A 25,725-nucleotide genomic window follows, 5' to 3' on the forward strand; every position below is an offset into this window, starting at 1 on the left:
AAAACTGATGCGACGCAAATTGGATTATCCGCTATCTTATTTGTTTTAATGGCAGCGACTATTTTGACCGCATTAGGCTTTCAATACATTGGCGGTTTTTTGCCTTGCAAGCTTTGCCTTGAAGAACGCATCCCTTATTATATTGGCACACCTTTGCTAGCACTGTGTTTTATATTAAGCTATATGCGCGGACCTGGTGCACTTATCCGTCTTATCTTTATTATTATATTTGTTTTAACATTTTATAATTTTGCTCTATCGGTTTATCATGCTGGCGCGGAATATAAATTTTGGCAAGGGCCAAGCGATTGCTCAAGCTCACAACTTTCTATTGGCAGCGATGCATCAACATTATTAAGTCGCTTAAATGCAACACGCCCTGTGTCCTGCTCTGACGCAGCCTTTCAGATTTTTGGTATCTCTATGGCAGGCATGAATGCAATCGCGTCACTCTTTTTTGCTTTTCTTGCATTTTTAGGTGCTTTTGCGCGGAAAAAATAAGTTTTTAAAATATGCATTAAAATTAAAAAGGCTATTTCTATAATTGAAATAGCCTTTTATAGGTTGTTATAAAGATTAGTGCGCTTTTTAAAATTCGCGTTTCAATTTTATTGGATCAGCAAGTTGCGGTGGAAAATCAATCTCGAAATCTGAAAAGCTTGGATCTTGACCAAATGTATGTTCACCATCGCGACCAGCATATTTATTCAAAAGAGTTGAATAAGTATAAAAATGGATCTTTTGCCTTTTAGTATCAAATTCAATAAAGCGCATCCAACCGGCACCGCCATTAGCGGTTTCAGGCTTACCATCAAGGCCTACGGTATTGCCTTGGTAGTCCTGTACTAATTGATAAACAGGAAAACCAGCTTCATTTTTATCAACGCGCATATTCTGACCATTGGAAACACCTGCTACCGGCGGCGTATAATGGTGACCCGATAGCACCATAAAAATGCGGGAATTTTTACGAATGAACTGATCCCAAACTTCATCCGGCGGTAAGTGGTCTGTTCCTTCAAAATAATTCTTATAATTATTAGAACGATCTGTTTTACCTTTAAAATTTGGTTCTATCCATTCATGAGTAGTGACAATAATTGGCATATCGGGATTAGTATCAACCACCCTTTGTGCCCAATCCAAAACGCGGGCGCTTGGCTCTTGCTCCAAGCCTATATGCAGCATTTTCTTGCCAGCAGCTTCAAAAATCTGAAAGCTATTAAGACCGCCGCCATAAGCACCACCATACCAGTCCTTACCAACAAAGTGGCGTGATTGCGGGCCAAAATAAAGATTAAAGACGGAACCCAATTTTAGTGGACGGTTTTTACCTGGACTATTAAAGCCATCATACCAAGAGTAATTATCATAATCATGATTACCTGGGACAATTGAAAAGGGGATGCCACTTTCTGAAAGAACGGATATGCCAATATTCGCATAATCCCATTCGCTTCTGGTATCCCAATAGGTATATTGACCAACAATGCCGGTGCGGAATTGCCCATCACCATGTTGAACGACATCACCAATATGGCTAACAAAAACAATATTTTTTTCCTGCTTTTGGTCAGCAATATATTGCATTTGTTGAATAAATGTATTGACACCGCGTGGCTGTGCCATGGTTATATCATTATAATTTTGCGTATCAGAAATAACTCCAATAGTAAATTTTTCAGCCGATGAAGAATTAATCCCTGCTAATGCCGCAAGCCCTAAAGCTAAAATACCAATTGTTTTGAATTGCTTTAATATTTTCATCAAACACCCCGTTTGTACAATTAAATGGAATAGTCTTCACAATAAAAAATTAAAGTAGTAAAAATACATTGGATTTGAATATACGAGCTATATTATGAAAACTATATTTGGGGCAAGTTTAATTGACTAGGATTACAAATCTATGACACAAGGTATTTGAAATCTTGAGATGATAATTTAGCGCAAAGGATCAACTTACTTTTTAAAAATGATTTAATCCTTTGGCGAAGCGGTAATTTTTGGCATCCCTCGCGGAGTAATCTGCTTTTTCTGGGCAGAAATTCTAAAAATTGCATTAGCTGCGCCATAACCATCATAAGGCTTTTTACTGTTTTCACCTTTAGCTTGGCGCTGCACAACTTCAAAAAAGAAACCCTCGCCATAAGTTTCACTATAAAGCTGAAAGTAATCGCCATTTTCATCGCTATCAAACAATATATGATTTTCACGCAATTTTTGGCAAAAAGCCTCATCAAGACCAAATCGCGCTTCAACATCATCAAAATAATTAGGCGATATTTTCAATGTCTTGAAACCATTGTGGCGTAAAGCTTTTGCCGTTTTAAAAATATCATCGGTTAAAAAAGCAATATGCTGAATACCTGCACCAAATTTATCGGCGATAAAATGCCCCGCTAAAGTATGGCGGTTTTCTGCACCATTAAGGGTAATACGCAAACTCCCTGCCTCATTGGCTATGACTTGGCTGCGAATAATACCTGATGGATCAATAATATCGACGGCGGGCGTTTTTTGCACATCAAAGATGGATGTATAGAACAATACCCAACTCAGCATCTCATCAAAATCAACCGTTTGCGCAATATGGTCGATATGCAAGAGCCCAGCATCAATTAAATTTGCATCAATTATCTCTGCATCTTTTGAACTTGTTCTGGCCGTAGCGACCTTATTATCACTCACCACAGGTTCAAAATCATTGATTGCAAAGTCTTTCAGTCCAGATTTATCATCAATGAAATAGATAATGCCACCGCCAACACCGCGAATAGCTGGAATTTTGGTCTGCCCGTCAGGTACCGCCTGTTCAAATGGCACACTATCCAATGCAACAGCGCGTTTGAACGCCGCCTCTGCGTCATCAACATTTAAGGCAACCGCATAGGCCATAGTGCCATGCATCACAAAAGATAAATTAGAAAATCCATTTTCATCGCGATTAACGATGAGGCGGATATCGCCTTGGGTGAATAAATCAACATTTTTGGTTTTGTGTTGGCCACTCTTTTTAAAGCCCAATTGGGCAAGCAATGAAAAAAGCGCACTAGCTTGTTTGTTATCGGTTGAAAACTCAATAAAATCAATACCATTTACCTTAATAGGCGCCGGCATTTTTTTTAAATGTAACGTTTTAGAATGGGTTTGCCGCCGTACGCTATCGGCAAGATTGAGCAATGAACGATGACCATCATGAGCAATTAAAAATGGTGAACCGCCACGAAAGCGATCATTAAATATTTCTAGTGAAAAATAACCATCATAGCCAATGTCAGTTATAGCAGCGGTAAAATCTTTAACCGCGAGATCACCTTCACCCGGCATATTTCTATAATGCCGGCTCCAGTAAAGCAGATCCATATCCAAAAGTGGTGCGTCCGCCAATTGCACAAGAAATAGCTTATCTTTATCGATTGACTTTATTGTTTGACTATCAATACCGCGTGACAAACTATGAAAACTATCAAGAATAAGTCCAATATTGGGGTGATCTGCTTGTTGCACTACTTTCCACGCATCGCGGTGGTCATAAATATGCTTGCCCCAAGCCAAGGCTTCAAAACCAACCTTTATGCCTCTTTGTTTGGCTCGTTCACCAAGCTCACGAAAATCATCGGCGGCGCGTTCAATCCCACCAAGACAAACAGCGGAAAGATTGGAGCACACCAATAGCATATCAGCACCCAATTTCTGCATAATATCAAATTTTTTTTCAGCGCGATCAAAGGCACGTTGACGATAAGGATCAGGCATGCCTTCAAAGTCACGAAAAGGCTGGAAGAGCGTAATGGCCAAGCCATGATCGCGCACCATATTGCCTACATCTTCGGGCTTACCATCAAAGGTTAGAAAGTCATTTTCAAATATTTCAACCCCGTCAAAACCTGCTTTGGCAATAGCAGCCAATTTTTCCGGCAGGGTTCCAGAAATGGATACAGTGGCTATGGAAGTCTTCATCACATCACTCCTAAAAACCTGCAAAAGGTGGGATTGCTAAGCTGTTTTAGTTTTGGCAAACAACTTAGCCTAGAATATTATTTTTAAACATTATTTATTGCAAACAAATTTACACTTTTTCAAGCGCGATAGCGATGCCTTGGCCAACCCCGATACACATGGTGGCAAGAGCAAGCTTTTTATTGTTAAGCGCACATTCTAGTGCAGCCGTGCCAGTAATACGCGCGCCCGACATGCCAAGCGGATGACCAAGGGCGATAGCACCACCATTAGGATTAATGTAATCAGCCTTTTCATCAAGACCCAGTTCACGCAAAACCGCAATGCCTTGGCTGGCAAAAGCCTCATTAAGCTCAATAACATGAAAATCTTGCGGCGCGATATTTAAACGTGCACATAATTTTTGTGTCGCAGGAGCTGGGCCAATGCCCATAATGCGCGGTGGCACGCCGGCCATAGCACCGCCTAAAATGCGCACTAATGGTTTAAGATTATATTTTTTAATCGCAGCTTCTGATGCAATAATTAGTGCTGCCGCACCGTCATTAACGCCCGATGCATTGCCAGCAGTGACTGTAGCGCCTGCCATTTTATTAATGGTCTTTAATTTGGCCAATGCTTCCAATGATGTTGCACGCGGATGTTCATCTTTGCTTACCAAGATCGGTTCTTTTTTACCCTGTGGTACACTTACTGCGATGATTTCCTTGGCTAGACGACCATTATTTTGAGCAATTGCTGCTTTTTCTTGGCTGCGCATGGCAAAGTGATCCTGATCTTCGCGGGAGATATGATAGTCAATCGCCACATGATCGCCGGTTTCCGGCATTGAATCCACACCATATTGCGCTTTCATCACTGGATTGACAAAACGCCAACCAATAGTTGTATCATGGATTTCCGCCTTACGGGAAAAAGCTGATTCAGCCTTTGGCAAAACAAAAGGCGCGCGTGACATGCTTTCAACGCCGCCCGCAATGATAAGATCAGCTTCACCCGACTTAATCGCGCGGGAAGCTGCAATAATTGCATCCATACCGGAACCACAAAGGCGGTTCATTGTTGTGCCACTGACATTAACTGGCATTCCAGCTAATAAAAGCGACTGACGGGCAATATTGCGGTTATCCTCGCCTGCTTGATTGGCGCCACCGAAAATAACATCATCAACTTCGTCAAAGGCGATTGAGGTTTGTCTTTCCATCAAAGCTTTTAGCACCAGCGCACCAAGATCATCGGGGCGCATAGGAGCAAGAGCACCACCAAAACGGCCAATAGGAGTACGAATATAATCACAAATAAAAGCGTCGCCCATTTTATTCCCCAACCTCTGGTACAATTAATTCTTTAACATCACCATCAAGATGCAACTTAGCACCGGTCATCGCTTGTAAATCATCAACCGACATATTGGCTAGTTTTTCACGCAAAACAAAATGATCATCAACCACATCAACAACCGCGTGGCTAGTATAGATACGGGTAATACATTGCACGCCAGTAAGCGGAAAGGTGCAAGCCTCAACCAATTTGGGTTCACCCTTTTTAGTAACATGCTCGGTAATAACAAAAACCTGCTTTGCACCATGAACAAGATCCATAGCACCACCCACTGCCGGCACACCCTTGCTACCAACGCGCCAATTAGCAAGATCGCCATTTTGTGCCACCTGATAGGCACCAAGAATAGCAACATCGAGATGGCCGCCACGCACCATAGCAAAGCTATCGGCATGGTGGAAGAAAGCAGCACCCGGCTTTAGTGTAACGGCCTTTTTGCCAGCATTAATCAAATCCCAGTCTTCACTACCCTTTGGTGGCGCTTCACCAAAGTTTAAAACACCATTTTCGGTGTGAAAGATTGCTTGCCGACCGGCTGGCTGATAACGTGCCACCATTTCAGGAAAGCCAATACCAAGATTAACATAAGCGCCTTCCATAATATCTTGGGCTGCACGCCATGCAATTTGCGCATTGGATAATTTAATCTCATCAAAAACATTAAGGCTCATTGATATACCACTCCTGCTCTGATCAATTCTTCTTCCTGTTGAGGATTGGTCACTTCCACAACAGCATTGACAAATATTCCCGGTGTTATCACATCTTCAGGATCAATTTCGCCAGCAGTTACAATTTGGGATACTTGCACAATGGTATTTTGCGCTGCCATACACATAAGCGGATTAAAATTGCGGGCGGCTTTATTATAGGTAAGATTGCCCTGCTCATCACCAAGTTTTGCTTTAATCAGTGCAAAATCAGCTTTTAGCCAACGTTCTTGTACATAAAACCGACCATCAAATTCGGCGATTGGTTTGCCTTCACTTAATTCCGTGCCATAGGCTGTCGGTGTATAAAAAGCAGGAATACCTGCCCCCCCTGCTCTGATACGTTCAGCTAATGTGCCTTGTGGTACAAGTTCAAGTTCAATATTGCCGGCAAGATAAGCATCGGTAAAGGCACGCGGATCAGACGAGCGCGGAAAGGAACAAATCATTTTTTTGACCATGCCAGCATCAATCATTGCGGCAATTCCAATGCGCCCATTGCCGGCATTATTATTGATAACGGTGAGGTCTTTTGCGCCCTTATCAATCAACGCATGAATAAGTTCAATTGGTGCACCTGAACCGCCAAATCCGCCAATCATTATGGTTGCGCCATCATGGATATTTTTGACAGCATCGGCTAGACTGCCAATTGTTTTATTCATGTCATTTCTCCCATATTTGAAAAAGTTATTGTTTAATCACATGCTGATTCAAACTGAATATTGAGCTTTGTAAGCCAGCATTTCGCTTGGTTAATCGAAATGCTGGCTTATTATAAACGCTATCAGGCTGGTTTTACGATACGTAAAACAGAGCTAGTGCGGGCTTTTTCATATTCTTCCCCATCAACTGGCTGCGCATCAGGATTACCAAGATCTTCGCCACGAAGGCGATAGGTTTCACGTGAAACGAAAACCGCAAAGCCAGATAGGCATGTTATGCCAAAGCTAAATAGACCAATTGTTAAAGCAATATTTGCAGATCCGGGCGAAGCGACCCAAACAAAAACCGATGCCATGAAAGAGGCAGCAGGCACACCAATATTATTGGCAATAGCAACCGCTGAAACACGTACTTCAGGTGGGAAAAGTTCAGGATAATAGCAAGGATAAACCGCATTAAAACCTTGATAGATAAAGCCCCAACCAACCATTGCATAAATGATTGCGGTAAAGAGGTCGCCTTGGCTGATCGCATTCAAGAAGAAATAAGACATAGCGCCAGAGCCAACAATACCAATGATTGCAACGGGGCGGCGGCCAAATTTATCCGATGCCATGCCCATAAAAGGCGTTGCAATAACAGCAACAATATTGGCTAATAGTGTAACCCAAAGATATGCGTCCTTGGTTATATTAATACCATAAGCAGCTTGCGTTGCATAAGTTGCGCCAAAAACAGCAATGGTAACCGGCACAATATTATTTAACGACATGAAAGTGACTTTAAGCATATCGCGCCAATGATATTTTAATGCCTGCATGACTGGCGCTTTTGGCTTTTTGCCCTGCTTAACTTCATTGGTAAATGTTTTTGTTTCATTAACATGGCGGCGGATCATAATGCCGGCAATGATGACGATGATGGATAGCAAAAATGGCACGCGCCATCCCCACGACATAAACGCTTCATCAGGTAAAAAGTAAGCAAAAGGAATAAAAATACCTGCAGCAAGGAGCTGGCCAAAGCTAATACCCTGTTGAGCAAAGCTACCGTAAAAACCGCGCCGTCCAAGTGGGGCTTGCTCAAGGATCAGCGAACCCGCACCCGACATTTCGCCTGCAACAGCAAACCCTTGCAAGAGACGCAACAACACCAAAAGAATAGGAGCAAGAATACCGACTTGTTCATAGGTTGGCAGCAAACCAACGCCAATTGTCGATATGCCCATTAGAAACATACATAGAATGAGCACGCTTTTACGGCCATGACGATCACCCCAATGACCAAGCGCAATAGCACCAATTGGCCGAGCGACATAACCAACACCATAAGTCGCCAAAGAGGCAATGATACCTATTGTTTGATTGCCAGCGGGAAAGAACAATGTCGGAAATACAAATGATGCCGCCATAGCGTAAATAAAGAAGTCATAATATTCAAGGGTTGACCCAATCCAACCACTCGCCGCAGCCTTGCGCGATTCCTTTGTTTGAGGTGTGGAATTATTTACTGATGTGCCCATTTTGTCTCCTCCTGATGACTATAGAGAATTTTCAAAAAAGATGCCGCACTCTTTCACCAACAATAAGACCCAAGTGCTTACCAATTTTACGTTTTGAAAAAATCGATAATTTGCTCCTATTGCATTATCTAAAGAGCTCCCCAATGCAAGCTTTTTTAAAAATACATTTTGCGATTTCCAACCAATGGGCAGCACCAATTAAAGTATTGAACTTTAACCTATCTGCAAAGCTGTTTTGAAATCACCGTCATTTATTTTCTTAAAATGAAATGGAATACTCCTCGTCTCCCATTTTTCATTTTTATAACTAATTTAATATTAGAAGTCAAAAAAAATATTGTAATCATAACGACATGGTTATGTTAATCAAATATATAGTTATATTTTTTCTAAACAATATGAGAAACTCTAGTGATAAATTCTCGCATAAATTAATCTATGCCTTTATGCATTTTTTAAAAAAAGCATTTTTTACAGCTTCTTAACTAACCAAAATCAGCACATAATGCCGAAATCAACAGATAATGATAAAATAATCTCGGTAAATCATATTATTGCTAATATAAAAAGCCAAAATAGTTTTTTTTTGGTCATAAAGCTGCTATGCGATTGCACACAGATCTAGACTTAGCACATGGGCCGCACATATTTATGTAAATGGGTTTTAACGCTGATATTAATGATCTGCACCTTAGAACACCCTCAGCCTATATTCAGGCAGTGGCGTGCGCTAGTTTGTTTATTTATCGCATTTTTACGTCAACAGACGTATATTTTTGCAAAATGCTCTAAATAAGGTGAAGCAAAGGGTTTGCTGCCAAGCAAACCAGAGTGCAGTTGAATAAAGGGTAATTGAATGGAGGCCATTATGGCAAAAAAAGTAACAGTTGCGGATATTCCGCAATCAATTGGCCAAGAAGTAGGCCTATCCGATTGGCGTGTTGTTAGCCAGGATATGATCAACCAATTTGCTGATGCAACTGATGACCATCAATTTATCCACACTGACCCTCTAAAAGCCAAAGAAACACCTTTTGGTGGTACGATTGCACACGGATTTTTGACACTTTCGCTGTTATCTACCCTTGCCTATGAAGCATTGCCAGAACTCGAAGGCCAAACTTTTGGCATTAATTATGGATTTGACAAGGTACGCTTCATGGCACCAGTCAAAACGGGCAGCAAAGTTAGGGCACGTTTTGTCGTTTCCGATGCAGAAATTCGCCCCTCGGGACGAATTGTTTTCCATTATAATGTGACACTTGAAATTGAAAATAGCAAAAAACCAGCATTGACAGCCGACTGGATTACGATTGCTATGGTGCCACCTAAAGAAGATTAATTATTGCGATTGTTACATTACAATCGGCACTATTTAACCGCATAAAGCATTTGGGGGATAATTGCTTACCCCCCAACACTCACAAAATTTCGAAATTATTTTGAAACAACTTCCAATGGACCATGATCATCACAATGATCGCCATGAGGATGGTGTAAACGGCCATCAACCAAATAATCAACATGATCGCCATGCGGTACAGCTTCATGACCGCAATTTGGGCCATGAACATGGGCATGATCATGGCCAAGATGATCCGCAATTGGATGGCAACCATCTGGATTTTCTGAACTTACTTCAATCACATGCTCATCAACATGGCCATCATGGGGATGATGTAAATGACCATCATGCAAAAAATCGATGTGATCGCCGTGCTTTACCGCAGTATGACCGCAATTTTCGCCATGTTCATGATCGTGATTGGCATGCTGGGGATGATTACAAGTACTCATGATAAATTCCTCTTTATTTGCTGTATTATCAGTTAATTGATTATCAATCCGATGTTCACAAGCATGTTCCAACGCATTGCTGACCAATGCAAGAATATGATGATCTGCAATGGAATAAATAACCCTTTGGCCATCTTTGCGTCTTTCCACCAAACGTGCATTTAAAAGCACTTTCAAACGAGCCGATACGGTGCCAATTTTATCACCTTCTATTTGTGATAATTCTCCGACACTACGCTCGTCTTGCGCAAGTAGCATAATGGTCTTGAGCCGCAACGGATCAGCAAGAGCCTTAAACATTTGGGATGCAAGTTCTATCTGATGTTTCGTTACCATATAAATTCCAATATTCTAATGATTGTTAGAATATTGGATAAAATATATTTTGTCAAGACCAATTTAAGCGATTGAAATCAGATCATGTATGGATGACATCTTTTAAACATATAGGCATACTATTAATGCTATTGGAGACTCTATAAGAGGGCAATATGTTAACATTACATTATCTGGAACGGTCTCGCTCTTTTCGCATTATTTGGGCGCTTGAAGAACTACAGAAAAGCTATGAAATCAAGTATTACAAAAGATCCCTTACATTTTCGGCTCCGGCTGAATTGAAAAAGATTCACCCTTTGGGCAAAGCGCCAATTCTACAAGATAATGATGATGTCATTGCTGAGTCTGCGGTTATTTTGGAATATCTTCAAAATAAATATGATCAACAACATCAGTTCAAACCACAAAAAGATATTGATGTTTTTCAATATTTATATTGGATGCATTATGCTGAAGGTTCATTAATGCCTTTATTAATGTTTCAATTTGTTATGAATAAGGTAAGCGAAAAAGTTCCATTTATAATTCGCCCAATTGTTAATATCATCACAACAGGTATTAAAGCCAATTTTAGCCAACCACGATTAAATGACCACATCACATTTGTTGAGGATCATTTGTCCAAACATGATTACTTTGCCGGCAATTTTAGTTTTGCAGATATCCAAATGAGTTTTGCGTTAGAAGCGCTATCTTCTATAATTCCAGACCAATGTCCACATATTCAAGCATTTTTAAAAAGAACCCAAGAACGCTCGGCCTATAAACAAGCAAAAAGCTATTTAGAAACCTTAAATGCCAACGAGCGGCTTAACTTTTAGAGCGCATTTCGATCTGATTGAATCAGATCGGCGCTCTAATCCATTGTTTGCACCGCGTTTTTTACCCAAAAACCGCTTCACACTTCTCGGAAACGCTCTAATGGTTGAAAATAGGGTTTGATTCTTGGTCCAGATAGTGTGTGGATAAACCTAAAAATCAATTCAAGATGAATCGATGGCCGCATGGGTTCTGCTGAAATCGCCTTTTATGGTGTCTTTACGATTTGCAGCAAAGATAAAGCAACCCTAATCCCAAAATTGAAAATCAACTTGACCGCCGCCTTATAAAGCACAAAGAATAAACCAATCATCTTCAAGATCATTCCACCCCTGCTGTTTGGCGTAAGCGGCAGCTTTAACACAAATTGTGCCATCCATATCACTTACTGCATCAGCATAAGTTTCAAACATCTGGTGCTGCGGTCCTTCGCCAAAGGTCATTTCATCCCTTGCGGCAATGGCAAGATCAAGAGAGCGCCTAAAATCAATATCTTGCCATACGTTCTTATCAAAATAATAAGGCAAATACAGGTAAGGCAAAATCAAACCCTACAATTTTGACAATGGCTTTATAACGATAAAAACTGGCAGCTTTAACACGCGGTCAAAATATCGATCACTTTTAAAATAAAAGACATCAAGCTCAGACAACTTATAACGACCATAAAACAATAAAACTGTTAAAAATAGATAATTAGAACAGCCTATCTAACTCAAGCCTAAGAAGCGATGTTACTTGAAATTATTGTTCTATTTTGGCTTACTTGATTTTTTGGCGAATAACTGTTGTTCCCCATGGCACCTCCAACCATTCCTTCGCTGCTGGTGTGCAGCTATAAAATTGCGGCACATTATCTTTTATTTCTATATGGCAACGATCTTCGCCCAAATCTTCGTCATACCTCCCCAACAAATAAATTTTGTTGCCATTTGTGTACCAATTTTCCCAGCCCATATCTCTACCCATTCCAACCCCCATATAAAACTCGTAAATGCCCATATGGATATCATCTTGGTGAAAGCAAATGTCCTTTTCGTATAGAGTTATCGCATTCGTAAAATATTTATACTTCCAGCACTGACCAACAAGTCTATTCTTAACCTCATTATCAGCATTTTTAGCAGAGTAACAAAATCCCGAGTAAATAAAAAACGGCAAAAAAACCAAAATTCGTAAAAAATGCATTTTACCCCCAACACCAAATACTAGGCCAAGTGATTTTAAGCAAAAAAATTTACTCCATATTTTAGCGGCATAGGTACTATATTAATTAACATAGCAGAATACATTTAGTTGAGCTCGCCTATATCCCTTATCTTTAGAATGCCCACAAAGGCAATAAAAAAAGCAGAGCGCTTGTGGCACTCCGCTTTATAAACAAATTGGTGGCTAAAAATTATTTACCTGCAGCTTTTGCGCGTTCAATGGCTTGCACAACCAATTCACGAGCAAAATCTTCATCCCGCCAACCTTCAATTTTAACCCATTTATTAGGTTCTAGATCTTTATAATGGGCAAAGAAATGTTCAATTTGCTTTAAAAAGATTTCAGGCAAATCGGAATAATCATGAACATCAACATAGCGTTGAGTCATTTTAGGAGTTGGAACAGCAATAATTTTTTCATCCTTGCCGCCATCATCTTCCATAATTAATGCGCCAATTGGGCGTACATTGATGACACAACCGGGAACTAAGGGCCGAGTATTACACACAAGCACATCAATTGGATCGCCATCTTCTGATAAGGTATGCGGTACAAAACCATAATTGCCAGGATAGGTCATTGGCGTATAAAGGAAACGGTCAACAAAAAGTGCTCCTGACTCTTTGTCCATTTCGTATTTTATTGGTTGGCCACCAACTGGCACCTCAATGATAACATTCACATCTTCAGGAGGATTTTTACCAATAGAGATAGCATCAATCTTCATCTCATTGCCCTTTCATTGTACCATGGATAACCGTAACGGCTCAATATTTGTTGGTATGACATTTTTTAATAGCTGTGTTTTGAACCAAGAAAAGTCCTTTTGCAAGGATATATTTTTTTAAAACGGGTTAAAACAGTGATCTTTTATGCACAAATTCGTTATTTTGTACCTTTAAGGGAGCGCTAATATCAATTTTCATTTTATGTAAAAGCAAAATAAAAAGCGGAAAATAAATCCCGCTTTTAAATCTTATTAATCAGTTTATCCGCGGCTTTTGCCAAAACGCTTGCGTTCATTTGGATCAAGATAAAGCTTGCGCAAACGAATAGATTTTGGTGTTACCTCAACCAATTCATCATCTTGAATCCATGATAAAGCGCGTTCTAGCGTCATGCGGATTGGCGGTGTAAGCTTAACAGCTTCATCTTTACCAGCTGCACGAATATTGGTAAGTTTTTTGCCCTTAAGGACATTAACTTCCAAATCATTGTCGCGCGAGTGGATACCGATGATCATGCCTTGATAGACTTTTACGCCTGCATCAATAACCATAGGGCCGCGATCTTCAAGGTTGAACAGTGCATAGGCAACCGATTCACCATTATCATTGGAGATGAGAACGCCATTATTACGACCAGAAATATCACCTTTAAATGGTTGATAATCATGGAACAAACGGTTCATAATCGCCGTACCGCGTGTATCGGTTAAAAGCTCTGATTGATAGCCGATAAGCCCGCGTGTTGGTGCATAAAATACCATACGAACGCGATTACCACCCGATGGGCGCAATTCAACCATTTCGGCTTTGCGTTCAGACATTTTTTGCACAACAGTGCCTGAATATTCTTCATCAACGTCGATAACAACTTCTTCGATTGGCTCAAGAACATTGCCATTTTCGTCTTCTTGCATAACAACGCGTGGACGCGAAATGCTAAGCTCAAAACCTTCACGGCGCATGTTTTCAATCAAAACAGCAAGCTGCAATTCGCCGCGTCCTGAAACATAGAAAGAATCCTTATCGTTGGATTCTTCAATCTTTAACGCAACGTTGCCTTCTGCTTCTTTAAGCAAGCGGTCACGAATAACACGGCTCGTTACCTTGTCACCTTCAGTACCAGCAAGCGGACTATCATTAACGATAAAGCTCATAGTAACAGTTGGTGGATCGATTGGCTGTGCGGTTAATGGCTCAGTTACAGCAGCATCACAGAACGTATCTGCAACCGTACCTTTTTGAAGACCTGCAATTGCGACGATATCGCCGGCAACACCTTCTTCAATTGGTTGGCGCTCAAGACCACGGAAAGCAAGGATACGTGAAATACGGCCAGTTTCAACAAGTTCGCCAGTCTGTGACAAAACTTTGATGTTTTGGTTTGGCTTAATGCTGCCTGAATGGATACGACCTGTGATAATACGACCCAAGAAAGGATCTGCTTCCAAAAGCGTACCGATCATGCGGAATGGGCCTTCACCAGTGTTGGGTTCAGGAACATGGCGTAAAACAAGGTCAAATAATGGGCCAAGACCTTCATCTTTTGGACCTTCTGGACTTTCAGCCATCCAACCATCGCGGCCTGAACCGTAAAGAACAGGGAAATCAAGCTGTTCATCCGTTGCGTCAAGGGCTGCAAAAAGGTCAAATACTTCATTGATCACTTCTTCTGCGCGCGCATCTGGACGGTCGATTTTATTAATAGCAACGATAGGACGTAAGCCAACTTTCAAGGCTTTACCAACCACAAATTTGGTTTGTGGCATTGGGCCTTCAGCAGCATCAACAAGAACGATAGCGCCGTCAACCATGTTCAAAATACGCTCAACTTCACCACCAAAATCGGCGTGGCCTGGCGTATCAACGATGTTAATACGGGTATCTTTCCAAACAACGGAAGTTGCCTTGGCAAGAATGGTAATGCCGCGCTCCCGTTCAATGTCGTTAGAGTCCATCATACGCTCTGTTGTGCGCTGATTGTCACGGAACACACCGGACTGTTTTAAAAGCTCGTCAACCAGTGTAGTTTTGCCATGGTCAACGTGAGCGATAATCGCGATATTGCGCAATTTCATATGATAATTCTTCTTTTTGTTCGTGGGATTGGAGAAAATAACCGTTAATTCGGTTAACGTTCGAACACAAGCGCAATACAGCTTTTTTTTCTTAAAAGAAAGAGGGCGAGCGCCGCTTAAGATTCATAAACGAATTCATCCCAGAAAAGAATTATATTGGCTTGGGTGTTTCCATACATCATTTTATGCTTGTAATAAAGCAATTTTTTTCAATACTTGTTGTTAATCTATAATTTTAAGTCATTTTTCATGCGTTTATCAATATTTACATCTTTTAATAAGGTGAAATTGAGCCTATGTTTTAAACAAAAATAGCAAATATCATGCATGGTAAAATATATTGCCTTTTGCATTTATTCGCCAAAATTTTGTCAAATCTAGCTATAATTGGGAGCGGCGTGATGAGTAACCAAACAGTAAGCCTAACCAAACTTGCCCATGGTGGTGGTTGTGGTTGTAAATTGGCGCCGGCGGTTTTACAAAAAATGCTAACCAATCAACCCAAATTTGGGCCGTTTAATGGTCTTGTGGTTGGTAATGAAGCAAGTGATGATGCGGCTGTCTATGCGCTTGATGACAATAATCTTATCATTGCGACAACTGATTTTTTCATGCCAATGGTGGATGATCCCATTATGTTTGGACGCATTGCTGGTGCCAATGCCATATCAGATATTTATGCCATGGGCGGGCGACCACTTATGGCGCTTGCTATCCTTGGCATGCCGATTGATAAATTATCACCTGATATAATTGCCAAGATTTTGCAAGGTGGGCAAGAAATCGCCGCAGAAGCTGGTATTGCTGTTGCAGGTGGTCATTCTATCGATTGTCCAGAGCCAGTTTATGGGCTTGCCGTGATTGGTAGTGCAACGCCTAAAACCTTGCGTCGCAATGATACGGCTAAAGCTTGCGACACATTGCTTTTATTAAAGGGCTTAGGGGTTGGCATTTATTCGGCAGCCTTTAAAAAAGGCGCGTTAAGTGATGGCAATTATAATGAGATGGTCGCATCCATGACCAAGCTTAACATAATTGGTATGGAGCTTGCAAAAATGGATAGCGTGCATGCTATGACCGATGTAACCGGCTTTGGTATTCTTGGTCATGCTCTTGAGATGGCACGTGGCTCTAACCTTGAATTGCGTTTGCACTTTGATAGGCTACCCTTTTTAAGCGATGCGTTAAAGCTTGCAGGTGAAGGCTATATTACCGGCGCATCAAAGCGCAATTTTGATAGTTATGGCGATGCTATCCGTTTTGAAAAAGCCTTGAGCGATCATCAAAAAGCGCTGCTCACAGACCCGCAAACCTCTGGCGGTCTGTTGGTTGCTGTTGCCCCTGAAAATGCCAAGGATGTTATGGCATTGGCTTTGTCTAACGGTTATGAGCGCGCTAGTATCATTGGTGAAGTGGTAGAAGGCAAGCAACAGATCGTTGTTTTATAAATATGTTCCACTCTTCATCACATCATTGGTGATGAAGAGTAGAATTAATGGGTCTTGATCCTAGAATTTACCAAAAATCGGGCAAGGATTCTTGCAAACGTGGGCCAATGCGCACGGCAGCGATTTTTTCTGCTAAACCAGTGCGGTCAGATATTTCAACGGCTAAACCGCAAATTGTTGCAGGACCAGAGGCAGGCTCATAACGCCCACGCGGCAATTTGGTTAAAAAACGGTTTAACGGTTCTTCCTTATCCATACCAAGCGACGAGTCATAATCGCCGCACATACCAGCATCCGACATATAGGCAGTGCCGCCATTTAAAATTTGCATATCAGCGGTTGGCACATGAGTATGAGTACCAACAACAACGCTGGCACGCCCATCAAGAAAATGACCAAAACACTGTTTTTCGCTGGTTACTTCGGCATGGAAGTCAAAAATAATTGCATCTGCCTGTTCACCAAGCGGGCAAGCGGAAACAATTTCTTCAGCTGATTTAAAAGGATCGTCAAGTTCTGGATGCATGAAAACGCGGCCCATAACATTGGAAACCAATACACGTGCGCCATTTTTGGCAATGAATAGGCCTGAACCTTTGCCAGCTGTACCGCGTGGATAATTAGCTGGGCGCAAAAATCGCTCCGAGCGATTGGCGTAAACAAGGGTTTCCTTTTGGTCAAAAGCATGATTGCCGGTTGTGACCACATCGGCACCCGCTTCAAGTGTTTCGAGGTAAATTTTTTCGGTAATACCAAAACCAGAGGCGGCATTTTCGCCATTTACGACAACAAAATCGAGCTTATAATCTGAAATTAAACCAGGAAGGCGCTCATAAACGGCAGTGCGACCACACCGCCCCACCATGTCGCCCAAAAATAAAAATCGCATAGATACGCTTTCAAAGATAATTAAAACATTTCCAGCAAAGGTTGTTTCAACTTTTGCGTTTGGACAATGCGCCAAAATAAAGAATTTAGAGCACGACATTGCTTTGACAATAAAAAAACGCGTTCTAAAATGCTTGAACATCTCTATAACTTATATTTTAGCTTTTTAAAAGTGCACTTCTAAACTACAGGTAAAACTTGTATATTAGAGTGACTTCTCTGTTTATATAATGAAATATCCATATTTTGGACTAAAAATCAGTATGAAATATAGTAAATTAAATATGTTTAGGGCTATTGTTTGACGTATTTTTAAAATCTGACGTTTCATGCATGGGGATGCTTCATGAATATATATTGGGGTAAAGGCATTTATTATGTTAAAAACGCACTTTGGGCGGCTGGTGCCTTCGTTGTTTTTTCCGGTCAAGCAAGCGCACAAAATTCTGCTATTAATCATCAACTGCAAAAGCAACAAGCTGCAGCAAATAGTGAAAAAATAAGTAAACTTCATAAGGCAGCAATAGGAGGCGATGCCGATGCCCAGTATATGCTTGGGCGTATTTATGACAGAGGAGATGGTGTCACCCAAAATTATGTTGAAGCCATGAAATGGTTTCAAAAAGCTGCCAAAAGAAACAATGCCGACGGACAAAACGCGGTTGGTTCTATGTATTATCATGGTGACGGTGTTGAAAACGATTATGATGAAGCTGAAAAATGGTTTCAAAAAGCCGCCCAACAAAACAATTACAAAGCCCAATTTAATTTATATTTATTATATTCCGATATAAATGCTAATCGCACGAATATGACTGAAGCGGTTAAGTGGCTGCAAAAATCGGCAGAAAATGGTTTTGCAAAAGCACAAAATATTCTTGGCCGCATGTATGATGATGGCCGCGGCACTAAGCAAAATTATGAAGAAGCAAAAAAATGGTATTTAAAGGCAGCCGAGCAAAACAACATAGATGCGCAAATTAATTTAGGATATTTATATTTAAACGGTCAAGGTGTGAGACAGGATTATAAAGCGGCAAAAAGCTGGTTTGAATTAGCAGCCAAGCAAGGCGATAAAATAGCACAGTATAATTTGGCGACCATGTACCAAGATGGCTTGGGTGTACCAAAAAACGATGTTGAAGCTTTTAAATTATATAGCCAATCAGCAGAACAGGATTATAAAGATGCCCAGATGAATTTAGGCTTATTATATGAGATGGGTAAGGGTACCAAGCAAGATTATCAAAAAGCCAGGCGTTGGTACTCAAGCGCCGCCGAGCAAAAACAAGTAGATGCGCAACTTAACTTAGCCTCATTATATAAGCGCGGTCTTGGCGATAAACAAAATTATGATCTGGCGCTATATTGGTATGAGCAAGCCGCTAGACAAAGCAATATCGTGGCATATTTGAATTTGGGCATTGCATATGAAAAAGGCCATGGTGTTAAGCAAAACTATAGGGAGGCAGCAAGATGGTATCGCAAAGCTGCAATCCAAGATAATGCCGACGCGCAAAATAACCTTAGCCTTTTGTACCAAGCTGGATTGGGTGTCAAACAAGACGCTAAACAAGCAATGAATTGGTTTCGCATAGCTGCCGGTAAAGACCATGGTTTTGCGCAAGTAAACATAGGTGATCTTTATAAAGATGGCATTGGTGTCAAAAAAGATCATACTGAAGCAATGCGATGGTATCACAAAGCTGCGGTGCAAAAAAATGCTTTGGGGCAGAATAAGCTTGCTAATATGTATCTAGATGGGGAGGGCGTAAAAAAAGATTATGAAATAGCCTATATGTGGGCAAGTTTAGCTGCTTCAAATGATAATAAATTTTTAGATGCAAAAAATAAATTTGCCAAAAAATTATCAGCTGAGCAAATTGACAAGGTAAAAATTGCCGTCAAACGATGTAAAGACACCAATTATAAAACCTGCACAGTCAATTAATTTTAAGCAAAATATATTGGGGGATTTTGATGAAAAATTTAGCAATTAAAAGCTTTAATTATATTATCTATATGCTCGTTATAGGCGGTTTTGCGTTCTCTTTACAAAATCCTGTTGCGGCTCAAGGATTTTCATGTAAAAATTTTCAAAAAAATCAAAATATTGACGCATTAAAGCAAGATGCAATTAACCAATATCGCTTAAGTGCCGAGCAAGGCGATGCAAAGGCACAATTTAATCTTGCAAGGCAATATGATTTTGGCAACCGATGGCAAGCAAACCTTACTGAAGCATTTAAATGGTATCAAAAATCTGCCGAGCAAGGTCATGTTAACGCGCAATTGCACCTTGCTGAATTTTATGAAAAAGGCAAGAGAATAGGATTGGAAATAGAAAAAGATGATGCGCTTGCCTTTAGCTGGTATAAAAAAGCAGCAGATCAAAATAATGCGCAAGCTCAATTAAAACTTGGGGACATGTATCGATTTGGACGCGGCACCAAATTAAACAAGCAGCAAGCTTTATATTGGTACCAAAAAGCTGCCGAACACGAAGACCCAGCGGTTGACTATGAACTCTCTAGAATTTATGAAAATGACATTAACTATAACAATTTTATAGATTTAGATAAAGCATTGTTTTTATTGAAAAAATCTGCAAATAATGGATATGCAACGGCTCAAGCTCAGCTTGGTTATGAATATCAAACGGGTAAACGTGTTGAACAAAATTATCAGCAAGCACTAGATTGGTATTTTAAAGCTGCCGGACAAAATAATTCATTTGCACAATATCATATCGGCGAAATGTATGACCTCGGCTTAGGTTTTCATAAGGATTTGGCAAAGGCCGCAATATGGTACCAAAAATCGGCTAAAAGCGGTGACGTTGACGCATTTTATGCGCAGTCGATGTTAATTGGAATGTATGAAAAAGGACTTGGCGTAAAAAAGGATTATACCAAAGCCTATATTTGGAGCCATATTATATCCTTGGTTGAGGGTAAATATCCATCAGCAAAGGATATTCTCGCATCCAAGCTTTCTAAAAAGCAGGTACGACAAGCAGAATTAGCAGCCCAAAGATGTATTTGTACAGGCTATAAGGATTGCCCATTATAGAGGCATTACCATCGCCGCCATTCACTGGTAATATCTTCATTTTCTTCAATGAGAAAGCCCGTTTGTGCAACAACCTTATCAATAAAGATGCTTAGTTCATCACGCTCCAAAGTTTCGACCAAACCATTGCGGTCGTTAATGTCATTGACGTTTACAACAAGAATTTCGACCGCCTTATAGATTGCTTCTGCATCAGCTTTTTGGGTAGCAGCCTTGACGTTATCAATAAAAATATTAAGCTGTTCTTCTACCGCACGAATATCTTGCTCATTATACCCCTTATCCAAGCCAATCAGTTTACGCCAACGCTTGGTTGGAAATCTCTGACGATATATTTCTAATCCTGCGCTTGCTTTAGGGTCAATGATATAATTCTTCACATTTTGTTGTCGTTCGCGCGCACGTATATCGGCGCGATCTAGCAACGTAATAGTGAGACGTATCAATTTTTCTTCGCCCGTATAAGTTGCAATAACATTTAGATTTCCAACCCTATACGATATACTATATTTTTCATCGCTAACACCTGGCAGCCAACTGCTTTTTGTTTGCATACCCGGTTTCGTGTTAAGTTTTTGGGCGACAATTTGCGGTGTATCACCAAATCTTAAACCAAAGGGTAGTGGATGCTTATAAGGTCTTTGCTCGGTTCGAAGACTATCACTGTCGCCAAATTCAATGTATAAGACAATTTTCTCATCGTCATTCGTGCTAAATCTGGACTTTGGCTCACCATGTGAATAATTGAATAAATCATATTCTTCCATCGAAACATTAAAGCCCGTATCAAAATCTTGTGTTTCCCAAGCGGGAGCATCTTTTGGCACAGGCCTTAATGGATAAAGTTTGCGTTGCTGTTCCATGTAAGTTTTAAAAACGGGATCTTCTGCGCTGCGTCCCAACATATCTTGGTGATTGACAAAGTCATCTGCTTGTACGGACAGGTTGAAAAAAGCTAACAAAAACAAGGCAAGGCAGATTATCCGCAAAACATTCATTTTTAAACCTTCAAAATAATTAGCTAATCATGATTAAAGCATTTTTGCAAAATGTAACCAATGCTTGCAAAAATGCTCATTCATTTATCTTATGCAGTCTTTATTCTCGACTACTCCTCAATTGAGGCATCATCGTCGTTCTTCATCGGGCGGTAGCCAAATATTGCCGATCCGACCCGCACACTTGTTGCGCCAAACTTAATCGCTAGTTCAAAATCACCCGACATGCCCATGGATAATTTGTGCAAGCCTGCTTGTTTGCCGAGTTTTTCAAGCAATGCAAAATGGGGACCCGGATTTTCATCAGCTGGCGGTATGCACATTAAACCAATAATATTAAGACCATGGATATTTTGGCAGCGTTTGACAAAATCAAGCGTATCTTGTGGGGCAATGCCTGCCTTTTGCGGCTCTAAACCCGTATTAACTTGAATATAGCATGGTAAATTGCGTGCCTGCTTGTTCATTTCCGCGCTTAAGGTTGCGGCAATTTTTTCGCGGTCAACACTTTCAATTACGTCAAAAAGTGCAACGGCTTCCGCCGCCTTGTTGGATTGCAGTGGCCCAATGAGATGTAATTCTATATCCGAAAATTCATCGCGCAATTGCGGCCATTTGCTTTGTGCTTCTTGAACACGGTTTTCACCAAATTGCCGCTGCCCTTGTTGAAGCACGGGACGAATGTCATTGGCATCAAATGTTTTTGAAACAGCAATAAGATCAATATCGCTAGCTGATCGTTTGGCTTCACTGGCGCTTGCCAAAATTTCTGCCCGCACATATTTAAGTGCCGCACAAACATCATGGGCTTCCTGCACTGAAGTCTGATTATCTAGCTTGTCATTCATCGAGATATCCTTTATTGCCTATATATTCAAAATACTATCGCCAGTTGACGCCTTACACAATGTGTGTTGAAGCTCCATTGACAGATTTTTAAACTAGTTAATCTTCGCAAGAGAATAAAAGCAATGGCAACCGAACGTTATAATCCACGCGCTACCGAAAAAAAATGGCAATCGGCTTGGGACATTCAAGATGTTTTCAAGACTGATAATGATGATAGCCGTGAAAAATATTATGTTTTAGAAATGTTTCCCTATCCATCAGGCCGTATCCATATGGGCCATGTGCGCAATTATGCCATGGGTGATGTGGTAGCGCGCTATAAGCGGGCAAAGGGGTTTAATGTCCTGCACCCAATGGGATGGGATGCTTTTGGTATGCCGGCTGAAAATGCGGCAATGAAAAATAAGGTTCATCCTAAAGAATGGACTTATGAAAATATTGCCACCATGCGTTCGCAGTTAAAATCCATGGGTCTATCACTGGATTGGTCGCGTGAATTTGCCACTTGTGATGTTGAATATTATCATCGCCAACAAATGATTTTCCAAGATATGGTGGAAAAAGGGCTTGTTACCCGTAAAAGCGCCAAGGTTAATTGGGATCCAGTTGATATGACTGTGCTTGCTAATGAGCAAGTGGTTGATGGTAAGGGCTGGCGTTCGGGTGCCTTGGTTGAGCAGCGCGAATTAACCCAATGGTTCTTCAAAATTACCGATTATAGCGAAGACCTATTGCAAGGTTTAGATCAGCTTGAGGAATGGCCTGATAAAGTTCGCCTTATGCAAAAGAACTGGATTGGTAAATCACAAGGCTTAGCATTGCGTTGGCAAATTGCCCAAAATGCGCCAGCTGGCTTTGATACAATTGAAGTTTATACAACTCGCCCCGATACGATTTTTGGTGCATCCTTCATTGCCATTGCTGCTGACCACCCATTAGCCAAGCAAATTGCTGAAAACAATTCACAATTGCAGGGCTTTATTGAAGAATGTAAGCGCATTGGCACATCAGTTGCCGCTATTGAAACAGCTGAAAAGCAAGGCTTTGATACCGGCGTTACCGTTGCCCATCCTTTTGATGAAAATTGGCAATTGCCGGTTTATGTCGCCAATTTCGTATTGATGGAATATGGTACTGGTGCGGTTTTTGGCTGTCCTGCCCATGATCAGCGCGATCTTGATTTTGCTAATAAATATGAATTGCCAGTGCGCCCTGTGGTGCTGCCAGTGGGACAAGATCCATCTAGCTTTATTGTGACCGAGACAGCACATACCGAAGATGGCGTGATGATTAATTCAAGCTTTCTTGACGGTTTAACGCCAACACAAGCTTTTGATGAGGTGGCAAACCGTTTAGAGAGCACAATGCTTAATGGTAAACCACAGGCCGAACGCCGCGTACAATATAGGTTGCGTGATTGGGGTATTTCCCGACAACGCTATTGGGGCTGCCCAATTCCAATGATCCATTGTGTGGAATGTGGGGTGGTGCCAGTACCGCGCAAGGATTTGCCCGTGCGTTTGCCTGACGATGTTACCTTTGAAAAGCCAGGTAATCCGCTTGATCATCACCCAACTTGGAAAAATGTTGATTGTCCAAATTGTGGTAAACCCGCACGACGCGAAACCGATACCATGGATACATTTGTTGATTCATCATGGTATTATATCCGCTTTACTGATCCAAATGCTGATGAACCAACAGAGCGAGCTATGGCTGATAGTTGGTTGCCAGTTGATCAGTATATTGGCGGTATTGAACATGCTATTTTGCATCTTTTATATTCGCGCTTCTTTACCCGTGCGATGAAAAAAGTTGGCTATGTTGGGGTTGAAGAGCCATTTAAGGGCCTATTCACCCAAGGCATGGTGACGCATGAATCTTACCGTGATGAAACGGGCTATGTCTTCCCATCTGATATTAAGATTGAAGAAAAAGATGGTAAGCGTGCAGCTTTCCGTTTATCCGATGGTGCGCCGGTTGAAATTGGGCCAATCGAAAAAATGTCGAAGTCAAAATTCAACATTGTCGATCCTGATGATATTTTAGCATCCTATGGCGCTGATACGGCACGCTGGTTCATGCTTTCTGATTCGCCGCCAGAGCGCGATGTTATCTGGTCTGAATCTGGTGTTGAAGGTGCATTCCGTTTTGTGCAGCGCGTTTGGCGCATGGTGGCACTTGCTGAAGAACATTTGCAAGGTGTTGAAGGCAAAGCTGCGCAAGACGGCACTGCTCTTGATATTTCCAAGGCTGCCCACCGCACCTTGAAAGCAGTTGCTGATGATATTGAAAAGCTTGCCTTTAATCGTGCAGTTGCCCGTCTTTATGAGTTGCTAAATATTTTGTCGCCGGTTGCGCAAAATATTGAAACGGCTGATAATGATACCAAGGCTGCACTAAAGCAGGCATTTGATTTCTTTATTGCCATGATTGCACCGATGATGCCGCATCTTGCTGAAGAGTGCCACGCCGCCTTGGGTGGTGATAAAATGGTGGCAACTTTGCTTTGGCCGCAATATGATGAAGCTTTGACCGTTGATAATGATGTCACAATGCCTGTGCAAATTAATGGTAAAAAGCGTGGTGATTTGACAATTAGCCGTGATGCGGACAAGAATGCCGTTGAAGCTGCTGTGTTGCAATTGCCTTTTGTTCAAAAAGCTCTTGATGGCAAGGCACCAAAAAAGTTGGTTGTTGTACCGCAAAGGATTATTAATGTTGTTATCTAAACCAATTATAGCATTAAAAAGCATTACTCTGGCGGCGCTTATGGTGTCTGCTATCACAATAAGTGCTTGCACAGTGCAACCGCTTTATCAGGGCAGCAATAGCGATGGCAGCCCTATGCTTAATGCAAGTTCACCAATGCGGGCAAAACTTAAGTCTATTGAGATTAGCGAAGCCGGTGACCGCACAACTCAAATTGTGCGCAACCGTTTGATTTATCTGTTTAATGGTGGTGCTGGCGAAAGTGGGGCGCCGCAATATAAGCTAGCATTAAATGTCAGCACGACTGTGTTGGCGGCAGTGCGGGTTAATGTTGGTGACCGTACCGATCGTACTGGTCGTGCGTCAGCTGGTACTGCACGCGCAACAGGTACTTATACAATTAGTGATATGGATGGTAAGGTTGTTGCCAAGCGTAGCCGTTCGGTTGATGCTTCTTTTGATCGTCCACGCCAAGAATATGCTAATCTTGCGGCCGAAAAAGATGCGATTGAACGTGCAGCCAACGAACTTGCCGAACAATTATACTTATCCGTTGCACAAGATATGTCTAAAAAATAATTTAGCCCTA

The 25,725-nt window shown here is 41.2% G+C and carries 22 protein-coding genes (1 of these 22 only partly in view); 8 read left to right on the forward strand and 14 right to left on the reverse strand.

Annotated features, from left to right (window positions below; genetic code table 11):
- Positions 1–501, forward strand: partial view of a disulfide bond formation protein B gene (locus N6A79_RS13205; RefSeq protein ID WP_182418079.1) — the 3' portion only. The gene continues 27 nt to the left of window position 1, outside the view; 501 of the gene's 528 nt are visible here — the last part of the coding sequence; its start codon lies beyond the left edge, outside the window; it ends in the stop codon at positions 499–501.
- 87 nt (positions 502–588) lie between these two features.
- Here the strand turns inward: N6A79_RS13205 and N6A79_RS13210 are convergent, their stop codons facing one another.
- The 6 genes from N6A79_RS13210 to N6A79_RS13235 form a co-directional block, all read right to left on the reverse strand.
- A complete protein-coding gene (locus N6A79_RS13210; protein WP_268546288.1) occupies positions 589–1,767 on the reverse strand; it encodes a metallophosphoesterase in 1,179 nt (392 codons plus the stop codon).
- Between the two features lie 213 nt (positions 1,768–1,980).
- A complete protein-coding gene (locus N6A79_RS13215) occupies positions 1,981–3,963 on the reverse strand; it encodes a bifunctional sugar phosphate isomerase/epimerase/4-hydroxyphenylpyruvate dioxygenase family protein (protein ID WP_268546289.1) in 1,983 nt (660 codons plus the stop codon).
- Between the two features lie 109 nt (positions 3,964–4,072).
- Entirely contained in the window at positions 4,073–5,278 is a 1,206-nt protein-coding gene (gene pcaF / locus N6A79_RS13220) for a 3-oxoadipyl-CoA thiolase (RefSeq protein ID WP_268546290.1), read from the reverse strand.
- Between the two features lies 1 nt (position 5,279).
- On the reverse strand, positions 5,280–5,975 hold the full coding sequence (locus N6A79_RS13225; protein ID WP_268546291.1) for a 3-oxoacid CoA-transferase subunit B: 696 nt from the start codon (positions 5,973–5,975) through the stop codon (positions 5,280–5,282).
- Positions 5,972–6,679 carry a 3-oxoacid CoA-transferase subunit A gene (locus N6A79_RS13230; RefSeq protein ID WP_268546292.1) on the reverse strand — a complete coding sequence of 236 codons (708 nt, stop codon included), beginning with the start codon at positions 6,677–6,679 and terminating at the stop codon, positions 5,972–5,974. Before N6A79_RS13230 ends, N6A79_RS13225 begins: the two co-directional genes overlap by 4 nt.
- Positions 6,680–6,801: 122 nt before the next feature.
- Positions 6,802–8,202: an MFS transporter gene (locus N6A79_RS13235; RefSeq protein WP_182418085.1), complete on the reverse strand. Its 1,401-nt coding sequence runs from the start codon at positions 8,200–8,202 to the stop codon at positions 6,802–6,804.
- 868 nt (positions 8,203–9,070) lie between these two features.
- Here N6A79_RS13235 and N6A79_RS13240 point away from each other — a divergent pair.
- Positions 9,071–9,544, forward strand: a complete 474-nt coding sequence (locus tag N6A79_RS13240) for a MaoC family dehydratase (protein WP_268546293.1) — start codon at positions 9,071–9,073, stop codon at positions 9,542–9,544.
- Positions 9,545–9,639: 95 nt separating this feature from the next.
- Here the strand turns inward: N6A79_RS13240 and N6A79_RS13245 are convergent, their stop codons facing one another.
- Positions 9,640–10,335: an ArsR/SmtB family transcription factor gene (locus tag N6A79_RS13245; protein ID WP_268546294.1), complete on the reverse strand. Its 696-nt coding sequence runs from the start codon at positions 10,333–10,335 to the stop codon at positions 9,640–9,642.
- Positions 10,336–10,490: 155 nt separating this feature from the next.
- Between N6A79_RS13245 and N6A79_RS13250 the strand changes: the two genes are divergently transcribed.
- Entirely contained in the window at positions 10,491–11,159 is a 669-nt protein-coding gene (locus N6A79_RS13250; protein WP_268546296.1) for a glutathione S-transferase, read from the forward strand.
- Positions 11,160–11,441: 282 nt separating this feature from the next.
- Here the strand turns inward: N6A79_RS13250 and N6A79_RS13255 are convergent, their stop codons facing one another.
- The 4 genes from N6A79_RS13255 to typA form a co-directional block, all read right to left on the reverse strand.
- A complete protein-coding gene (locus N6A79_RS13255) occupies positions 11,442–11,699 on the reverse strand; it encodes a hypothetical protein (protein ID WP_268546297.1) in 258 nt (85 codons plus the stop codon).
- Between the two features lie 220 nt (positions 11,700–11,919).
- The gene (locus tag N6A79_RS13260) at positions 11,920–12,345 is read right to left on the reverse strand and encodes a hypothetical protein (protein WP_268546299.1); all 426 of its coding nucleotides are present in this window, start codon (positions 12,343–12,345) and stop codon (positions 11,920–11,922) included.
- Positions 12,346–12,556: 211 nt separating this feature from the next.
- Positions 12,557–13,093: an inorganic diphosphatase gene (gene ppa, locus N6A79_RS13265; RefSeq protein WP_182418090.1), complete on the reverse strand. Its 537-nt coding sequence runs from the start codon at positions 13,091–13,093 to the stop codon at positions 12,557–12,559.
- Between the two features lie 261 nt (positions 13,094–13,354).
- Positions 13,355–15,169, reverse strand: a complete 1,815-nt coding sequence (gene typA, locus N6A79_RS13270; RefSeq protein ID WP_268546300.1) for a translational GTPase TypA — start codon at positions 15,167–15,169, stop codon at positions 13,355–13,357.
- 401 nt (positions 15,170–15,570) lie between these two features.
- Here typA and selD point away from each other — a divergent pair, with 401 nt between their 5' ends.
- Positions 15,571–16,617, forward strand: coding sequence for a selenide, water dikinase SelD (selD, locus tag N6A79_RS13275; RefSeq protein ID WP_268546301.1), 1,047 nt, complete (start codon positions 15,571–15,573; stop codon positions 16,615–16,617).
- Positions 16,618–16,684: 67 nt separating this feature from the next.
- On the opposite strand, the gene N6A79_RS13280 is transcribed toward selD, so the two are convergent.
- Positions 16,685–17,506, reverse strand: a complete 822-nt coding sequence (locus N6A79_RS13280) for a TIGR00282 family metallophosphoesterase (RefSeq protein WP_182418093.1) — start codon at positions 17,504–17,506, stop codon at positions 16,685–16,687.
- A 345-nt stretch (positions 17,507–17,851) separates the two neighbouring features.
- On the opposite strand from N6A79_RS13280, the gene N6A79_RS13285 reads away from it, so the two are divergent.
- Together N6A79_RS13285 and N6A79_RS13290 are read left to right on the forward strand one after the other, a co-directional pair.
- The gene (locus N6A79_RS13285; protein WP_268546302.1) at positions 17,852–19,456 is read left to right on the forward strand and encodes an SEL1-like repeat protein; all 1,605 of its coding nucleotides are present in this window, start codon (positions 17,852–17,854) and stop codon (positions 19,454–19,456) included.
- A gap of 29 nt (positions 19,457–19,485) precedes the next feature.
- On the forward strand, positions 19,486–20,577 hold the full coding sequence (locus tag N6A79_RS13290; RefSeq protein WP_268546303.1) for a tetratricopeptide repeat protein: 1,092 nt from the start codon (positions 19,486–19,488) through the stop codon (positions 20,575–20,577).
- Positions 20,578–20,582: 5 nt separating this feature from the next.
- On the opposite strand, the gene N6A79_RS13295 is transcribed toward N6A79_RS13290, so the two are convergent.
- A complete protein-coding gene (locus N6A79_RS13295; RefSeq protein ID WP_268546304.1) occupies positions 20,583–21,575 on the reverse strand; it encodes a hypothetical protein in 993 nt (330 codons plus the stop codon).
- Positions 21,576–21,685: 110 nt separating this feature from the next.
- A complete protein-coding gene (locus N6A79_RS13300) occupies positions 21,686–22,423 on the reverse strand; it encodes a YggS family pyridoxal phosphate-dependent enzyme (RefSeq protein ID WP_268546305.1) in 738 nt (245 codons plus the stop codon).
- A 123-nt stretch (positions 22,424–22,546) separates the two neighbouring features.
- Between N6A79_RS13300 and leuS the strand changes: the two genes are divergently transcribed.
- Together leuS and lptE are read left to right on the forward strand one after the other, a co-directional pair.
- Positions 22,547–25,156: a leucine--tRNA ligase gene (gene leuS / locus N6A79_RS13305; protein WP_268546306.1), complete on the forward strand. Its 2,610-nt coding sequence runs from the start codon at positions 22,547–22,549 to the stop codon at positions 25,154–25,156.
- Positions 25,143–25,715 carry an LPS assembly lipoprotein LptE gene (gene lptE, locus N6A79_RS13310; RefSeq protein WP_268546307.1) on the forward strand — a complete coding sequence of 191 codons (573 nt, stop codon included), beginning with the start codon at positions 25,143–25,145 and terminating at the stop codon, positions 25,713–25,715. Before leuS ends, lptE begins: the two co-directional genes overlap by 14 nt.
- Positions 25,716–25,725: the final 10 nt, after the last annotated feature.

Source organism: Bartonella sp. HY761, assembly GCF_026743145.1.
In the GTDB taxonomy this organism is placed as follows: Bacteria; Pseudomonadota; Alphaproteobacteria; order Rhizobiales; family Rhizobiaceae; genus HY038.

Bases quoted from the DNA above. Each gene is read 5' to 3' on its own strand.
- N6A79_RS13210 (WP_268546288.1), bottom strand. From the start codon at position 1,767: ATGAAAATATTAAAGCAATTCAAAACAATTGGTATTTTAGCTTTAGGG.
- N6A79_RS13215 (WP_268546289.1), bottom strand. From the start codon at position 3,963: ATGAAGACTTCCATAGCCACTGTATCCATTTCTGGAACCCTGCCGGAA.
- pcaF (WP_268546290.1), bottom strand. From the start codon at position 5,278: ATGGGCGACGCTTTTATTTGTGATTATATTCGTACTCCTATTGGCCGT.
- N6A79_RS13225 (WP_268546291.1), bottom strand. From the start codon at position 5,975: ATGAGCCTTAATGTTTTTGATGAGATTAAATTATCCAATGCGCAAATT.
- N6A79_RS13230 (WP_268546292.1), bottom strand. From the start codon at position 6,679: ATGAATAAAACAATTGGCAGTCTAGCCGATGCTGTCAAAAATATCCAT.
- N6A79_RS13235 (WP_182418085.1), bottom strand. From the start codon at position 8,202: ATGGGCACATCAGTAAATAATTCCACACCTCAAACAAAGGAATCGCGC.
- N6A79_RS13240 (WP_268546293.1), top strand. From the start codon at position 9,071: ATGGCAAAAAAAGTAACAGTTGCGGATATTCCGCAATCAATTGGCCAA.
- N6A79_RS13245 (WP_268546294.1), bottom strand. From the start codon at position 10,335: ATGGTAACGAAACATCAGATAGAACTTGCATCCCAAATGTTTAAGGCT.
- N6A79_RS13250 (WP_268546296.1), top strand. From the start codon at position 10,491: ATGTTAACATTACATTATCTGGAACGGTCTCGCTCTTTTCGCATTATT.
- N6A79_RS13260 (WP_268546299.1), bottom strand. From the start codon at position 12,345: ATGCATTTTTTACGAATTTTGGTTTTTTTGCCGTTTTTTATTTACTCG.
- ppa (WP_182418090.1), bottom strand. From the start codon at position 13,093: ATGAAGATTGATGCTATCTCTATTGGTAAAAATCCTCCTGAAGATGTG.
- typA (WP_268546300.1), bottom strand. From the start codon at position 15,169: ATGAAATTGCGCAATATCGCGATTATCGCTCACGTTGACCATGGCAAA.
- selD (WP_268546301.1), top strand. From the start codon at position 15,571: ATGAGTAACCAAACAGTAAGCCTAACCAAACTTGCCCATGGTGGTGGT.
- N6A79_RS13280 (WP_182418093.1), bottom strand. From the start codon at position 17,506: ATGCGATTTTTATTTTTGGGCGACATGGTGGGGCGGTGTGGTCGCACT.
- N6A79_RS13285 (WP_268546302.1), top strand. From the start codon at position 17,852: ATGAATATATATTGGGGTAAAGGCATTTATTATGTTAAAAACGCACTT.
- N6A79_RS13290 (WP_268546303.1), top strand. From the start codon at position 19,486: ATGAAAAATTTAGCAATTAAAAGCTTTAATTATATTATCTATATGCTC.
- N6A79_RS13295 (WP_268546304.1), bottom strand. From the start codon at position 21,575: ATGAATGTTTTGCGGATAATCTGCCTTGCCTTGTTTTTGTTAGCTTTT.
- N6A79_RS13300 (WP_268546305.1), bottom strand. From the start codon at position 22,423: ATGAATGACAAGCTAGATAATCAGACTTCAGTGCAGGAAGCCCATGAT.
- leuS (WP_268546306.1), top strand. From the start codon at position 22,547: ATGGCAACCGAACGTTATAATCCACGCGCTACCGAAAAAAAATGGCAA.
- lptE (WP_268546307.1), top strand. From the start codon at position 25,143: ATGTTGTTATCTAAACCAATTATAGCATTAAAAAGCATTACTCTGGCG.